Raw genomic sequence first — 15,332 nt, 5'->3', positions numbered from 1 at the left:
ATATACTAGATGACAAATGAAGAAATTCAATTATTCAACAGCATCAAGTAAGCGCAATACTTGCTCTTCTGACTGAGCATCTGCTAGTTTAAGAACATTATCTACATCTGCACAGAAGATAGAAATTTTCTGAATAATTTCTAAGTGTTCATTACCAATACCAGCAATACCAAAAAGAACCGTTGCCACTTGAGTGTTAGATTCATTCCCAAAATCAACCCCTCTTGGGACTTGAACGACTGTAATACCAGACTTGAGGACATCCTTTTTCGCTGCATCTGTTCCATGCGGTATGGCGATAAAGTTACCCATATAAACAGATAGCTCTTTATCACGCTCAATCATGGCTTCAATATAGTTTTCATTAACATATCCACCCTCATAAAGAACTTGCCCACAATAACGGATAGCTTCCTCCTTGTTAGAAAATTGTTTATCAAGCTTAATCAAATGTTTTTCAAGTTTCATATTAGTTCTCCAATTTCTTAATTTTTTCGTTAAAAATAGTATTTAGCATCTGATAAATAATGGATTGATTTCCCGTCTTGTAAATCTCTGTATAAAGATGATTTTCAATAATCGACTGACTGATAGCTGTCATTAAATCTCTCACTTCCTCGCTAGCCTCTTTAGACATTAGCATTAACAGACACCTTTTGACCTCTTCTTTCTCTCGTTTCATTGACAATGCAGAGATAGGTAGTTTGAGTTCAAACATAGTAAAACTATTTGTTGTTACTTTGCTAGACTGACTATGTAAAAGCACCAGACCAGTATTAGGAATAGCCATAGGACTATTCTGGAAGTGAGATAGCAGTTTTCTTGTTAGGTAATTTCTGTCACTTACATTCTTCTGATATTGGATAATTTGTTCTACTGTATGCTCAAATGATTGATTATTCTCCAGTTGAACCAATTCAAATTGACTCAAAAGTTGACTGCTAGATATCAAATAATCTTGCAAGTCATAACTTTTCTCTGGGGCGATAGCATCACGCGCGACAATTGTACGATGTGCCTGTACATACTGAAGCCGTTCCTGCAATTCAAGCAATTCCTTGACGGTTGGAAAACTAGAAATTACATCGATTTCCTGATTAGGCAGCGGCTTGGTAGATAAAATATAATCATACTGACTGAGATCAATACTGTGGTAATCTACTAGAGACTGAATATCTATACACTCTACAAAAGGAGCAACACTCTTAATTTTACTGACTAACAAATCTCTAGTGACCCGACGTTCGTCCGTTAAAAGCAAAATACGGACTGGATAAATCTCTGGACTACGGCCTAAGCTAGAGATAAAATGCAGGGCAATCATGCCATACTCATACTCTGTATGAAGATATTTCGGAAAAATATCATTCACCAAAAGACTAATGACTGTATAAAGAAATTTATTCCTTTCAACTAAAAGCTGGACAGATTCTGGCAAATTTTCACCCTGAAAAAGGATTGGGACGCCTAAACTGAGTCGAATATGATGGAAAAGAAAATTAAATAAAACCTTGTCCTTAAAAAAGTCAATCTTGGTGTACATAGAAACCGTATCAATCAGATTTGAAATATTGTAGAAAAATTCACCATCAAATTTCTCCGTAAAGAGCGGATTTTCCTGACGTTTAATGATTAATTCATCCAAGATGCTAGCAAAATAGATAATTTCCTGAATACTATAAAATTGCTCAGTCTGCTTAGAGTAAGCTTGAAAAATTTTTTGAGAAATTTCCAAAGCTTGCTTACTAGTATTAGGCAAATTTTCAATGTTTTGTTCCTGACCTATAAGAGATAACAAGATCGCAAAAAACATCTTCATCCTAGCATCCATATCTGGAAAACCTGACAGTTGCTTATTAACAATCTGACTGGCCAGCCTAGTTCTATCTGCTTCTATAATATTAAAGCTCCCAAAATTACCGGTTGAAAAATCTGCTACTGAGATACAGTTTGTAAGTAAAATAGCCAAAAATCTTCTCTTACTAACTGAATCACCAGAAATGCGATACCCCTTTTGCCGTTCAATTTTCAGATCAAAGTCTAAAAGACGCTTATCAATATCTGAAATATCCTGAATAATAGTTACATTACTGACTTTCATGCACTCTTGCAAGGCTTCATTGGTGACAAAACCATTCTCAGTTAGAAGGCGATAAGTAATCAACTCTTGTCTTTCTTGGGGACTATACTCAACTAACACTTCAAGTTCTGTCGGTAGATCGTCCAGTTCGCCAGTCAAAATATAGTATTTCCCACGCTTCGCTATTTCAATCCCATATTGCTCTATGCTATCTGTCAAATCTGATAAAGTCCGATAAATTGTTCTAGATGAGACCTGTAAGATTTCAGTCATGTCTTGCATTGAAAGCTTCCCTACATGTAGGAAAGCCTTCAATAATTGTTCTTCTCGTTTGGTTAATAGCATTCTAATTTAGAAACCTCTAGTTAAATTTATACATTCTAGCAACCATTTTATCATATTCTGGTGTTGTTACTAAACTATCCACAATAAGAAATTGAGAATTCGGTGCTGCTTGCTGCACTTCTGCCTGTAAAGCAATAGTTGTTACAATCATTATGTTTTTAGAATTAAATTCACCTAATTCTGAAATTTTGGCAGTAGAAACTGGAATACGAATATTCTTGTTTCTAAAGATAGCCCGAATCGTTTCACAGCCCATAGTTGCAGATCCTTGTGCTTTACCATAAGCAACTACTACAGCATCAATATGGTTAAGGTCAATTTCCTGACCATCTACTGGTGCTGAAGTTGGTATATCTCCTTCAATTTCTGCTATTGGAGCAGCTCCTGTTAATGAAGCTACAATTTCATCATAACGAGGGGACGCTAAGAAATTATCGACAGAAACATGAATAGCACTTGGACTCTTGCCTTTAGCTCTTGGTGTCAGTTCTTCCTGAGTAACAATCAATGTTTTTGGTATATCAACCAAATTTGAGATAGCCTGATTAGATACTGGAATTCCAAGACCTGCTTTTTTAACCTTATCACGAAGAATACTTGCTCCCATCGCAGAACTCCCCATGCCAGCATCACAGGCAAAAATAATTTTCTCTACTGAATCTCTTGAAATGTTTGTATCTACAGCAACTGGAACTACTTGCCCCTTAGATTTAGCCTTAGCGGCTTGAGTAGCAGCTTGAGCAGCTTCTAACGAATCATCAGTCGACTTATCTGCACGTAGGATAAGAGCTGCTACAAGGAAGGAGACAATTGCTCCCACTAATACCCCAAGCAGGACATTAAGATGAGGCCACACACCTTTTGGAGCCATAGCCATAATCGCAATGATAGATCCTGGAGAAGCTGGAGATTTAAGACCAGCATCTAAAAATTGGAATGTAAAGGTACCTGACACACCTCCAGCAATCGCAGCTAGGAAAAGAGCTGGCTTCATCATAACATAAGGGAAGTATATTTCATGGATACCACCGAAGAAATGGATAACCATTGCTCCCCAAGAAGAAGATTTCGCAGAACCTTTACCAAACAAGGCGTAAGCCAAGAGGATACCTAGACCTGGTCCAGGATTAGCCTCTAAGAGGAAGAGAACAGATTTACCAGCTTGAGATACTTGCTCAGCTCCCAGAGGTGTAAAGATTCCATGATTAAGAGCATTATTAAGGAAAAGTACCTTTGCTGGTTCGATAATAATGTTTGCCAAAGGTAGGAGTTTAGCATTGACAATAGCCTCAACACCATTTCCAACAGCTCCAGTAAGAGTCGATACGACTGGACCGATTGCGTAAAAAGCCAAAAGCAATAATGCAAAACCAACTAGACCAGCTGAGAAGTTATTAACTAACATTTCAAAGCCGGGACGAATTTTTTCCTGGAACTTCTCATCAAATTTCTTGATAGTCCATCCTCCCAGTGGTCCCATTACCATAGCTCCGATAAACATTGGAACACTAGAACCTGTAATTGCACCAACAGTAGCAATAGCCCCTACGACGGCACCACGTTGTCCATAAATTACATAACCACCTGTATAACCAATTAGAGTCGGCAGTAGATAAGTCAACATAGGACCAACAATGGCAGCCAATTGTTCATTTGGTAGATAGCCATCAGGAATGAAGAGGGCAGTTAACACTCCCCAAGCAATAAAAGCTCCAATATTGGGCATAACCATGTTTGAAAGTGATGTTCCCAGTTTTTGAACTCTAACTTTCAAAGATACTTTTTCTTCCATTAGGATTTTCCTCCTTTTCTTTAAATCTAGTATATACAAAAATGAAAACGCTTAAAACTAAAGCTTTGTCACAGATTTTGTGCCAAAAAAATCAACTTTTGTTACAAAATTCTTTTTTTATACCATATTACAAAACAAAATGTACCGAAAACCGCATCAAAAATTCAAATTATGAGTTATTAAAAATAGGCTGTAAAATCTAAGAGATAACCCTCCCAGTCTTACGCCTATTGTTCATCTATTTATTATTCAACTGTAACAGCCTTAGCCAAATTACGTGGTTTATCTACATCCAGTCCACGGTGAAGTGAAGCATAGTAAGCAATCAATTGAGTAGGAATAACCATAGAAATACTAGATAGATATGGATGAACTTTATTAATAATAATGTCATCACCTTCTTTTTCTATTCCTTCTTCCACAATAGTTAGAGCATTAGCTCCACGAGCTACTACTTCAGAAATATTACCACGAGTATGAGAAGCGACGGTTGGATTGTCAGAAATTAAGGCAATAACAGGTGTACCATCCTCAATTAAAGATATAGTTCCATGTTTAAGTTCTCCTGCCGCAAAACCTTCACACTGAATATAAGAAATTTCCTTAAGTTTTAGGCTAGCCTCCATAACTACATAGTAGTCCTGACCACGTCCAATGTAGAAAGCATTACGAGTTGTTTCTAAGAGTCCTCTAACCTTTTCTTCAATCAATTCTTTCTCTGAAAGTGTAGACTCAATAGACTGAGCTACAATTGAAAGTTCACGCACTAAATCAAACTTTTTAGCTTTTTCATTCCCATTAGCTTCACCAACTGCCTTAGCAAGAAATGCTAATGTCGCCACTTGTCCTGTATAAGCCTTAGTTGAAGCTACAGCAATTTCTGGACCAGCATGCAATAACATAGTATAAGTTGCTTCACGAGATAGTGTAGAGCCTGCAACATTAGTTACAGTTAAACTTGGAATTCCCATTTCATTAGCTTTTACTAAAACTTGACGACTATCAGCAGTTTCACCTGACTGACTAAGCAAAATAAACATTGGTTTTTTGCTCAGTAGCGGCATAGCATAACCCCATTCAGATGCAATACCCAATTCCACAGGCGTATCAGTTAATTCTTCTAGCATCATTTTAGAAGCATAACCTGCATTATAAGAAGTTCCAGCTGCAATGATATAAATTCGATCTGCCTCCTGAACCGCTTTAACAATCTCAGGATCCACAACCATCTGTTGATTCTCATCAGAGTATGTGTTGATTAGCTTACGCATCACAGTTGGCTGTTCATCGATTTCTTTGAGCATATAGTATGGATAAGTCCCCTTACCGATATCGGACAGATCTAGCTCAGCAGTGTAGCTTTCACGCTCCAGAGTATGCCCGTCATAATCCTGCACTTCCACACTGTCTTTACGGACAATAACCAGCTCTTGGTCATGAATTTCCATAAACTGACTTGTCTCGCGAATCATGGCCATAGCATCCGAGCAGACCATATTGTAGCCTTCACCAAGCCCGACTAGTAGTGGAGATTTATTTTTAGCAACATAGATAACATCTGCATCTTCTGAATCCACCAAAGCAAAGGCATAAGAACCACGGATGATATGAAGGGCTTTTTTGAAGGCTTCAAGAACTGACAAACCATCTTCTTCAACAAATTTCCCAATCAAGTGAACAGCGATTTCCGTATCTGTTTGCCCCTTAAAGTGGTGACCTGCAAGGTATTCTTCCTTGATTTCAAGGTAGTTTTCAATCACTCCATTGTGCACCAAGACAAAACGTCCAGTCTCAGAGCGATGTGGGTGAGCATTGTCTTCCGTTGGTTTCCCATGAGTCGCCCAACGCGTATGACCGATACCAGTTATTCCCTCAACACCAGTAGTTTTAGCAGACAATTCTGCGATACGACCAACAGCCTTGACTAGATGATTTTCAGCACCACCTAGGACAAAAATCCCCGCAGAATCATAACCACGGTATTCGAGCTTTTCAAGCCCTTGAATCAAAATATCAGTTGCATTTGTGCTTCCAACAACACCAACAATTCCACACATAGTATATACGACACAGACTAGCTGTGCTTTCTCCTTAAATTGGTATAGTCTGATTTTCCATTTACAGAATCAGTAAAGACAGTATATACTTGTTTTTCTCACTTGTCAAGAATAAAAATTGGTATAGTTTTTCTATCTAGTATTTTATCAAGATTTCACTTGATACCTGACAAGTCGGCATCAATTACTTATAATAAGGGGAGGAGGTATTTGCTATGTGGTTTTTCTTCGCACTTTTATCAGCTATCTTTGCAGCCTTAACGTCAATTTTAGCCAAGATTGGGATTGAAGGAGTTCCATCCAATCTAGCAACCGCTATTCGTACAGCCGTCGTCATTCTTATGGCCTGGGCTATGGTTTTCTTGACCAATAGTCAGACCGAAATTGTCAACATCAGTAAAAAAAGTTGGCTCTTTCTCATCTTATCAGGCTTAGCCACTGGCGCCTCCTGGCTCTGCTACTACAAGGCCTTGCAGATGGGCAATGCGACTGAGGTATCTGCTGTCGATAAATTCAGTCTCGTCATTACCCTCGTTCTAGCCTTTTTCTTCCTACAGGATGTCCTGACGTTTAAAACAATCATTGGCTGTATCCTGATTACGATTGGGACCTTGGTGATGATATTGTAATAAAAAGTGAGATGAACACCATCTCACTCTTTTTATTCTTAAAATCCATTATGGTCGCTGAGTTCCTTGAACCAATGGCCTGATTTTTTTAGACGACGTTCCTGTGTTTCCAAGTCAAGCTCAACCAAACCGTAACGATTTTTATAGCTGTTGAGCCATGACCAGCAGTCAATAAAGGTCCATATTAAGTATCCTTTACAGTTGGCTCCATCTTCAATCGCACGGTGAAGTTCACGAAGATGTCCTTTGACAAAGTCAATACGATAGTCGTCTTGAATCATGCCATTCTCACGGAATTTATCTTCACCCTCAACACCCATGCCGTTTTCGGTCAACATCCACTCGATATTGCCATAATTTTCCTTGATGTTTTGAGCGATGTCATAAATCCCCTGCTCGTAGATTTCCCAACCGCGGTGAGGATTGATTTTACGGCCCGGCATGATATAAGGCTCATAGAAATGTTCTGGCAAGAGGGGACTGTCTGGATGTTTAGCAAAACGCGGCGCCATAACACGCAAAGGTTGGTAGTAGTTGACTCCAAGGAAATCAACTATGTTCTCACGAATGAGTTCTAACTCTTCAACAGTGTACTCTGGCAGCAAATCATGCTCAGACAAGATTTCTACTAATTCTTCTGGATAAACTCCCAGTACAGACGGATCTAGGAAAGATTGAGCTTGGAAGAGATCGGCAATGCGAGCGGCCTTGACATCCGCGGGATGCTGGCTACGTGGGTAGGCTGGTGTCAAGTTGAGAACAATCCCAATCTTAGAATCAGGCAAAATCTCATGACAAGCCTTAACCGCAAGACTACTAGCCAGTTGTGTGTGATAGGCAACCTTAACCGCCGCTTTGGCATCTACCTTATGAGGATAGTGGGCATCATAGAAATAGCCAAACTCTACCGGAACGATGGGCTCATTAAAAGTAATCCATTGGTCTACCAAGTCACCGTAAGTCTCAAAACAAAAACGAGCATAGTCTTCATAAGCCTTGACAGTCGCCTTATTTTCCCAACCATCCCCATCTTCTTGCAGAGCAAAAGGCAGGTCAAAGTGATAGAGATTGACTAAGAGGAGAATGCCCTTGGCCTTAATAGCCTCAAAAACCTGACGGTAGAAAGTCACCCCTTGCGGATTGACCTCTCCACGGCCCTGTGGGAAAATACGAGACCACTGGATAGAAGTTCGGAAGGCTGTATGCCCAGTCTCTACCAAAAGCTCAATATCCTTTTCCCAGTTTTCATAGAAAGTCGATGTTTTGTCAGGTCCAATCCCATTGTAGTAGCGATTAGGTTCCACCTGATACCAATAATCCCAGAGATTGTCCCCCTTGCCGTCACCTGGCACTCGTCCTTCTGTCTGTGGTCCAGAAGTGGAGGAACCCCAAACAAAATCCTTTGGAAATTTTAGCATAGCTTTACCTCTTCATTTACTCATTTTCCCCATTATATAGAAAAAACAAGGTAAAAACTAGTTACATTTTTGCCTTGTTTTTCTTCTGATTATAGTTTTTATTTCTTGCTGAGGATTTCAAGCGTTTCAAGCAAGTTGTCTGCATGAACTTCGATGGTGTCACCAGTCGCCTTGATCTTAACTTCTACAATACCGTCAGCTGCTTTCTTCCCAACAGTAATACGGATTGGCAACCCAATCAAGTCACTATCGCTAAACTTCACTCCGACACGTTCGTTACGGTCGTCTGTCAAGACTTCGTAACCAGCTCCCATCAAGCTTGCTTCAAGTTTATCTGTCAAGGCTTGCGCTTCTTCATCTTTGACATTGACAGTAATCAAGTGCACATCAAATGGTGCTAATTCTTTAGGGAAGTTAACTCCCCAAGCATAACGGTATTCGCCTTTTGGCGTTTTATTGACAAAGAGGCGAGCGTGTTGCTCCATAACGGCTGAAAGGAGACGGCTAACACCGATACCGTAACAACCCATAATTATTGGCACAGCACGGCCATTTTCGTCCAAAACATCTGCGCTCATACTTGCTGAGTAGCGAGTTCCGAGTTTGAAAATATGACCGATTTCAATACCACGCGCGAAGTTAAGAACGCCTTGTCCGTCTGGTGAAATTTCACCCTCACGAACTTCGCGGATATCTACATATTCTGCAGTAAAGTCACGACCTGGATTCACACCCGTCAAGTGGTAGCCATCTTCGTTAGCCCCCACAACAGCATTACGAACATCTTGTACCTTACGGTCTGCAATGATTTTCACATTTTCTGGCAAACCAACTGGACCAAGCGAACCAAAGCCAGCTGAGATAACATTTGCTACTTCTTCCTCGCTCGCAACATCAAAGAAATCTGCACCCAAGTGGTTTTTCAACTTGACTTCATTGAGTTGGTCATTTCCAACTAGAAGGGCTGCAACAAGCTCACCATCTGCCATGTAGAAGAGGGTTTTGATTGTTTGTTCTTCTGGGACATTTAGGAAGGCTGCGACTTCGTCAATAGATTTAACACCTGGTGTTTCCACGCGAGTTACTTCTTCTTCCGCAACTACACGGTTGCTTGGTTTGTACTCGTTTGTTGCCATTTCTAAGTTAGCTGCATAGCTAGACTCACTTGAGTAGGCGATGGTGTCTTCACCAGAAACCATCCATTTGAGCAATTCTGCCTTGATTTCTTCTTGCACTTCCGCAGGAATTTCGTCAAATGAGGCAACTGACTTGTCTAAGACAACCCAGCGGTCGAGGTCTGTACGGGCTGGTGTGATGGCCATAAATTCTTGGCTATCCTTACCACCCATGGCACCACCGTCACCGATGATAGCCTTGAAATCCAAACCACTACGAGTGAAAATTCGTTCATAGGCCGCCTTGTACTCGTCATAAGTCACATCCAAACTATCATAATTAGCATGGAAACTATATCCATCTTTCATGATAAATTCACGCGTACGGAGAAGGCCGTTACGTGGACGTTTTTCATCACGGTATTTCGGTTGGATTTGGTAAAGGTTGAGTGGCAATTGCTTGTAAGACTTGACAGAGTCACGAACAATAGCTGTAAAAGTTTCTTCGTGTGTCGGACCTAGGATAAAGTCTGACTTTTCACGATTTTTCAGTTTATAAAGGTCTTCACCATAGGTTTCATAACGGCCTGATTCGCGCCAGAGATCGGCACTGAGAAGGGCAGGAGCCAACATCTCAACAGCACCAATCTTATCAAACTCTTGGCGCATGATATTCTTAGCCTTTTCAATCACACGGTTAGCAAGTGGCAGGTAAGAATAAACACCAGCAGAAACTTGACGAACATAACCAGCACGCAACATAAGGGCGTGGCTGATAACTTGAGCATCGCTTGGCATTTCGCGAAGCGTAGGGATTAGCATTTTACTTTGTTTCATAATATTCCTCGATTATCTAAAAGAAGAGTCGCATAATGTCATTCCAGGTCACAGCTAGCATCAAGACAACCATGATAACTACACCAGCCATGGTGACATAGGTTTCAATTTCTTGTTTAAGGGGTTTCCGGCGGATAGCCTCTAGGATATTGAGCACAATCTTTCCACCATCCAAAGCCGGGATCGGAATCAAATTAAAAATCCCGATATTGATGGAAATCACGGCTAGGAAATAGAGGACATTCTCAATTCCATTTTTAGCAGCATCGCTACTTGCCTTAAAAATGGCAACGGGACCACCGAGTTTGTTCAAATCTGGATGGAAAATCAAGTTTTTCAGAGCCGAAAGGATACGAAGTCCTGAGTCAGCTGCAGTTGTAAATCCACCAACAAACATGGATAGAAAGTCTGACTTGACCCCTGGTTGAACCCCGAGAATGTAACGTCCTTGATTTTCTTCTGGAGTCACAGTGACTTGTTTTTCGCTACCATTTTCAGAAATGGTCACATCCAAGGTCGGGGCGGTCTTGTCCTTGGTATCTGCTTCCACAGCCTGGGTCAAGTCTTGCCAATTCTTAACCTCATGCGAGCCGACCTTGGTGATTTGAGCTGTCTCAGCTACGCCCACCTTAGCCAAAGCGCCCTCTGGCATGACGTGAAAGAGATTGGTCTGAGTATCTCTAACACCGCCCTGCAAAAAGATCAAGATCCAAAAAACAACAACACCTAAGATAAAGTTATTCATAGGACCTGCAAAGTTGGTGATGAGCTTGCCCCAGATAGAAGCATTTTGATACTGTACATCCAAAGGAGCGATGCGCACTTCGGTTCCGTCTTCTTCAACAACCGTTGCATCGTGATCTACTGCAAAAATCTTTTCTTCTTCCAAGACCAACCCCTTGATAAAGAGCTTGTCTTCAAAGTCAAACTGGGTTACCTGCATAGGAAGAGCCGTTTGATCCAGTTTCTTCCCTGAGAGGTTGATCCGTTTGACCTTACCATCATCAGCAAGTGTTAAACTGACTGGAGTTCCTGTCTTGATTTCTGTCGCATCATCACCCCAGCCTGCCATACGAACATAGCCTCCTAGAGGAAGGATTCGAATGGTATAAGCAGTGCCATCCTTACCGATATGGGAAAAAATCTTGGGCCCCATACCAATGGCAAATTCACGAACTAGAATGCCTGATTTCTTGGCAAAATAAAAATGTCCAAACTCATGCACCACCACAATAATCCCAAAAACGAGGATAAAGGTTAGCAATCCAATCATTCAATATTCCTTTCTTTAAAACAGGCCAAATAAGTGCATCATTGGAAACACAATCAGCATGCTGTCAAAGCGATCCAACACACCGCCATGTCCAGGGATAAATTTTCCAGAATCCTTGACACCGAAATGGCGTTTCATGGCACTCTCAATCAAGTCACCAAACTGACCTGCCACACTGAAGAAGGCTGCAAAGAGACTCATTCTATAAATCCCATAAGGAAGAGCAACTGTGCTGTCGACTAGCATGAAGATTACCGTTATCAGTACCGCACCTAGAATGCCCCCGACAAAGCCCTCAATACTCTTATTAGGAGAAACTCTTGGTGCCAACTTATGTTTACCAAAATTCATCCCTGTCAGGTAGGCTGCGCTATCTGTCGCCCAAACGATAAAAAGAGCCAACAGTACCTTGTCAAAACCTGCCACCCGAGCATCTAGTAAGGCATTAAAGCCAAAACCAACATAAAAGCTCACAGCAATTGGAAAAGCGGCATCTTCAATCGTATAGTTTTTACTGAAAACGGTCGTCCCTAGCATTATGGTAATCAAAACACTGTAGGCAACTACATTCCCATCAACAGGCAAAAATGTTAGGTAATTTTCTAAAGGAACTGTGAGAGCGAAGGTCGCAAAAAGAGTCAAAGCACCCTCAATGGTCATAGTCTTTAGCCCCTTCATGTGCAAGAGTTCATGGACGCCTAGCATGGCTAACAAGCCAATCCCTATCTGCAACAAGAGCCCTCCTGCAAACAAGACTGGAAGGAAAATTGCCAGGGCCAATACCGCAAACAATGTTCTCTTTTGTAAATCCTTGGTCATATCTTCTCCTAAACTCCTCCAAAACGGCGATTGCGATGGTTAAAAGCAGCAATAGCTTCCTGCAAGGCGGCTTCATCAAAATCAGGCCACAAGGTATCCGTAAAGTAAAGCTCACTATAGGCTGCTTGCCATGGCAAGAAATTACTTAAACGCAACTCACCACTCGTACGGATAATCAAATCAGGATCCCGCAAATCCTTTGGCAGGTGTTGCGTGAAAAGATAGTCCCCAATCATATCTTCTGTGATGTCACCAGGGTTGATTTTAGCATCTAGAACATCTTGAGCCAAGCCCTTAAGAGCCTGCGTAATTTCAGCACGGCCACCATAGTTAAGCGCAAAATTGAGAATCAAGCCCGTATTGTTCTTGGTCAATTCCTCTGCTTTTTTCAAAGCTTCAAAAGTCGGCTTAGGCAAACGGTCTGTCTCCCCAATCATCTGAATCTTAACGTTATTTGCATGCAATTCAGGGACATAGTTATCATAAAACTCGACTGGCAAGTTCATGATAAACTTGACTTCTTGATCTGGGCGCGTCCAATTTTCCGTTGAAAAGGCATAAACCGTGATGACCTTAACTCCCATCTTGTTAGCTGCCTTGGTTACCTTTTGGAGGGCTTCCATCCCCGCCTTATGACCAAAAACCCGTGGTTGCATCCGTTTTTTAGCCCAACGGCCATTCCCATCCATGATGATGCCAATGTGAGCAGGAACCTGTGTTGGAACCTCAACTTCTACAGCTTTATCTTTCTTAAAAAATCCAAACATGTTCTTATTCCTATTCAAAAATCTATCGTTTCATTATACCATATTTCCCTATTTTCTTCTATTGCTAAGTTATTAGCTCTCCATACAGACAAAAAATAAGCCGCCTGATTGGGCGACTTAATTTTATAGGGAGATTATTATGAAAAAGTTTTAGGAGTTTAAGTTAAGTTCCTCTTAACTTATGAACCTAGTATACCGTCCCTAACTTAAATTTTTCTTAAGTTTTTTGAGAAAGTCAGATTTTTCCATTTTTCTTGCCAATTTTTCTTAGATAAGCGTTCTTGATAGAGCTTCATTCGATCTTCATTCTCTAAAAAATGAGGAGTTGGGAAAATCTGAAAGTTCAAAATATCCTCTAAACCATAAGGCGCAAAGAGCTCTAAAGTTGCTTCGGCATGCAAGCGAAGCCCTATCGCCGTACAGCGTTCAGGATACTTACTCATAGCATCACGAGAACTCGTGTAAGGCGCAGTGTGGGGACTGTGCAGATGCATATAGACCTGATTTTTCAACTCCCACTGATACTGGGGGAAGTCCTCTCTCAACTTGTTCTCTATAGCCAGAGTTTCTTCATAACTCACATCTGCATCAAAGAAAATCACATCCACATCCGTCTCACTATCAAAAGGCGATTTGTCTGACAAGAGATTCCAGATGAAATTCCTGACAGAACCTGCTGCCAACCAAGAGTCTTTCAGACCAAGGTTACGAATGATGGTCAGAATGGTCATCATATCCGGATTTTCTCTGAAAGCATCTAGAATTTCTTGTTCATTTTTCATTGTATTCATACCCTAAATGCTCATATGCCTTAGCAGTTGCCACCCGTCCAGAACGAGTTCGCATGATGAAACCGTTCTGAATCAGGTAAGGTTCGTACATATCTTCGACCGTCTCACGCTCCTCGGCAATATTAACAGAAAGGGTTCCCAGTCCGACAGGACCACCACCGTACATCTCAATCATGGTGCGAAGGATTTTTTGGTCTACATAGTCCAAACCTTCACGGTCTACATCCAGCATGGTCAAAGCCTTATCCGTAATCACATCATCAATCAATCCATCGCCCATAATCTGGGCGAAGTCGCGCACGCGCTTGAGGAGACGATTGGCAATACGAGGAGTTCCCCGACTACGCAAGGCCAGCTCAGCAGCCGCCTCATGAGTGATTTCCATCTCAAAAATATCTGCTGTCCGCTCAACAATTTCCGTCAAATCAGCATGAGCATAGTATTCCATATGACCTGTAATCCCAAAACGTGCCCGTAGAGGATTTGAGAGCATCCCCGCACGTGTCGTTGCACCAATCAAGGTGAATGGTGGCAAGTCCAAATGAACACTGCGACTGCCTTCACCAGCACCAATCATGATATCAATGTAGAAGTCTTCCATGGCACTATAAAGCACCTCTTCCACCGACATGGGCAAGCGATGAATCTCGTCAATAAAGAGAACGTCTCCAGGCTCCAAATCATTCAAAATCGCTACCAGGTCACCCGCTTTTTCAATGACAGGACCTGACGTTTGCTTGAGATTGACTCCCAGTTCATTGGCAATAACAAAGGCCATGGTTGTTTTCCCGAGACCTGGAGGACCAAATAAAAGAACATGGTCCAGTGCCTCATCCCGCATTTTTGCTGCCTCAATAAAGATTTGCAGCTGGTCCTTGACCTTATCCTGACCGATATATTCACGTAAATACTGAGGACGGAGGGTACGTTCTACCAACTCCTCATCCCCCATGATCTCATTGTCTAAAATTCTACTCATGGCTCTATTATATCAAAAATCCAAGCCACAAACAAAAAAGCCACCTGATTGGGTGGCTTCTTTAGGGAGATTATTATGAAAAAGAAAAGTTTAGGATTTCATTAAATAAAGGGTACTCAATGAAAATCGAAATCAGACTAGGCAGATAGACGCAAGCATAACTATAGTTAGCTAAGTCGACTCTAACAAAGGTTGATGAGATTTTCGAAGAGTATTAGGAGGTCTTTATTTAATGGTTATATAATACAAGATGAATCTTAAAGCTAACTTAACTTTTTCTCTGATTTATCATTTTTTAAAAAATTTTTTTCAAATGGATTTTTCCTCTCCAAATCATAAAAAAGCCACCTGATGGGGTGACTTCTTTAGGAGATTATGATGAAAAAGAAAAGTTTGGGATTTCATTAAATAAAGGGTACTCAATGAAAAT

The 15,332-nt window shown here is 41.1% G+C and carries 12 protein-coding genes; 1 reads left to right on the top strand and 11 read right to left on the bottom strand.

The genetic code is table 11. From position 1 onward, the window contains the following. Positions 1–30: 30 nt before the first annotated feature. From HMPREF2885_RS01100 to glmS, 4 genes are all read right to left on the bottom strand, one after another. On the bottom strand, positions 31–468 hold the full coding sequence (locus tag HMPREF2885_RS01100) for a PTS mannitol transporter subunit IIA (protein ID WP_049519205.1): 438 nt from the start codon (positions 466–468) through the stop codon (positions 31–33). A 1-nt stretch (position 469) separates the two neighbouring features. Next, a complete protein-coding gene (locus tag HMPREF2885_RS01095) occupies positions 470–2,425 on the bottom strand; it encodes a BglG family transcription antiterminator (protein ID WP_070656871.1) in 1,956 nt (651 codons plus the stop codon). Positions 2,426–2,441: 16 nt separating this feature from the next. Beyond that, positions 2,442–4,217 (bottom strand): PTS mannitol transporter subunit IIBC, encoded by a 1,776-nt coding sequence (locus HMPREF2885_RS01090; RefSeq protein WP_049519207.1) that lies wholly within the window; start codon positions 4,215–4,217, stop codon positions 2,442–2,444. A gap of 245 nt (positions 4,218–4,462) precedes the next feature. Continuing rightward, on the bottom strand, positions 4,463–6,274 hold the full coding sequence (glmS, locus tag HMPREF2885_RS01085) for a glutamine--fructose-6-phosphate transaminase (isomerizing) (protein ID WP_049519208.1): 1,812 nt from the start codon (positions 6,272–6,274) through the stop codon (positions 4,463–4,465). Positions 6,275–6,489: 215 nt separating this feature from the next. On the opposite strand from glmS, the gene HMPREF2885_RS01080 reads away from it, so the two are divergent. Next, a complete protein-coding gene (locus HMPREF2885_RS01080; protein ID WP_070656870.1) occupies positions 6,490–6,903 on the top strand; it encodes an EamA family transporter in 414 nt (137 codons plus the stop codon). 38 nt (positions 6,904–6,941) lie between these two features. On the opposite strand, the gene HMPREF2885_RS01075 is transcribed toward HMPREF2885_RS01080, so the two are convergent. The 7 genes from HMPREF2885_RS01075 to ruvB form a co-directional block, all read right to left on the bottom strand. Then, a complete protein-coding gene (locus HMPREF2885_RS01075) occupies positions 6,942–8,321 on the bottom strand; it encodes a glycoside hydrolase family 1 protein (protein ID WP_070534622.1) in 1,380 nt (459 codons plus the stop codon). Between the two features lie 98 nt (positions 8,322–8,419). After that, positions 8,420–10,273 (bottom strand): proline--tRNA ligase, encoded by a 1,854-nt coding sequence (locus HMPREF2885_RS01070; RefSeq protein ID WP_070534623.1) that lies wholly within the window; start codon positions 10,271–10,273, stop codon positions 8,420–8,422. A 16-nt stretch (positions 10,274–10,289) separates the two neighbouring features. Continuing rightward, positions 10,290–11,546, bottom strand: coding sequence for an RIP metalloprotease RseP (rseP, locus tag HMPREF2885_RS01065; protein WP_000579738.1), 1,257 nt, complete (start codon positions 11,544–11,546; stop codon positions 10,290–10,292). Between the two features lie 15 nt (positions 11,547–11,561). Then, positions 11,562–12,365 (bottom strand): phosphatidate cytidylyltransferase, encoded by an 804-nt coding sequence (locus HMPREF2885_RS01060; protein ID WP_000159119.1) that lies wholly within the window; start codon positions 12,363–12,365, stop codon positions 11,562–11,564. A gap of 8 nt (positions 12,366–12,373) precedes the next feature. Beyond that, positions 12,374–13,132: an isoprenyl transferase gene (locus HMPREF2885_RS01055; protein ID WP_000466705.1), complete on the bottom strand. Its 759-nt coding sequence runs from the start codon at positions 13,130–13,132 to the stop codon at positions 12,374–12,376. Positions 13,133–13,338: 206 nt separating this feature from the next. Then, positions 13,339–13,923: a nucleotidyltransferase family protein gene (locus HMPREF2885_RS01050; RefSeq protein ID WP_001094980.1), complete on the bottom strand. Its 585-nt coding sequence runs from the start codon at positions 13,921–13,923 to the stop codon at positions 13,339–13,341. Next, positions 13,904–14,902, bottom strand: a complete 999-nt coding sequence (gene ruvB, locus HMPREF2885_RS01045) for a Holliday junction branch migration DNA helicase RuvB (protein WP_000086802.1) — start codon at positions 14,900–14,902, stop codon at positions 13,904–13,906. Before ruvB ends, HMPREF2885_RS01050 begins: the two co-directional genes overlap by 20 nt. Positions 14,903–15,332 lie beyond the last annotated feature (430 nt).

The organism is Streptococcus sp. HMSC062H02, from assembly GCF_001813005.1.
GTDB lineage: Bacteria > Bacillota > Bacilli > Lactobacillales > Streptococcaceae > Streptococcus > Streptococcus oralis_S.
Note: the sequence above shows the minus strand (reverse complement) of the source record. Positions and strands in the feature narration are given on the sequence as shown.

Bases quoted from the DNA above. Each gene is read 5' to 3' on its own strand.
- HMPREF2885_RS01100 (WP_049519205.1), bottom strand. From the start codon at position 468: ATGAAACTTGAAAAACATTTGATTAAGCTTGATAAACAATTTTCTAAC.
- HMPREF2885_RS01095 (WP_070656871.1), bottom strand. From the start codon at position 2,425: ATGCTATTAACCAAACGAGAAGAACAATTATTGAAGGCTTTCCTACAT.
- HMPREF2885_RS01090 (WP_049519207.1), bottom strand. From the start codon at position 4,217: ATGGAAGAAAAAGTATCTTTGAAAGTTAGAGTTCAAAAACTGGGAACA.
- glmS (WP_049519208.1), bottom strand. From the start codon at position 6,274: ATGTGTGGAATTGTTGGTGTTGTTGGAAGCACAAATGCAACTGATATT.
- HMPREF2885_RS01080 (WP_070656870.1), top strand. From the start codon at position 6,490: ATGTGGTTTTTCTTCGCACTTTTATCAGCTATCTTTGCAGCCTTAACG.
- HMPREF2885_RS01075 (WP_070534622.1), bottom strand. From the start codon at position 8,321: ATGCTAAAATTTCCAAAGGATTTTGTTTGGGGTTCCTCCACTTCTGGA.
- HMPREF2885_RS01070 (WP_070534623.1), bottom strand. From the start codon at position 10,273: ATGAAACAAAGTAAAATGCTAATCCCTACGCTTCGCGAAATGCCAAGC.
- rseP (WP_000579738.1), bottom strand. From the start codon at position 11,546: ATGATTGGATTGCTAACCTTTATCCTCGTTTTTGGGATTATTGTGGTG.
- HMPREF2885_RS01060 (WP_000159119.1), bottom strand. From the start codon at position 12,365: ATGACCAAGGATTTACAAAAGAGAACATTGTTTGCGGTATTGGCCCTG.
- HMPREF2885_RS01055 (WP_000466705.1), bottom strand. From the start codon at position 13,132: ATGTTTGGATTTTTTAAGAAAGATAAAGCTGTAGAAGTTGAGGTTCCA.
- HMPREF2885_RS01050 (WP_001094980.1), bottom strand. From the start codon at position 13,923: ATGAATACAATGAAAAATGAACAAGAAATTCTAGATGCTTTCAGAGAA.
- ruvB (WP_000086802.1), bottom strand. From the start codon at position 14,902: ATGAGTAGAATTTTAGACAATGAGATCATGGGGGATGAGGAGTTGGTA.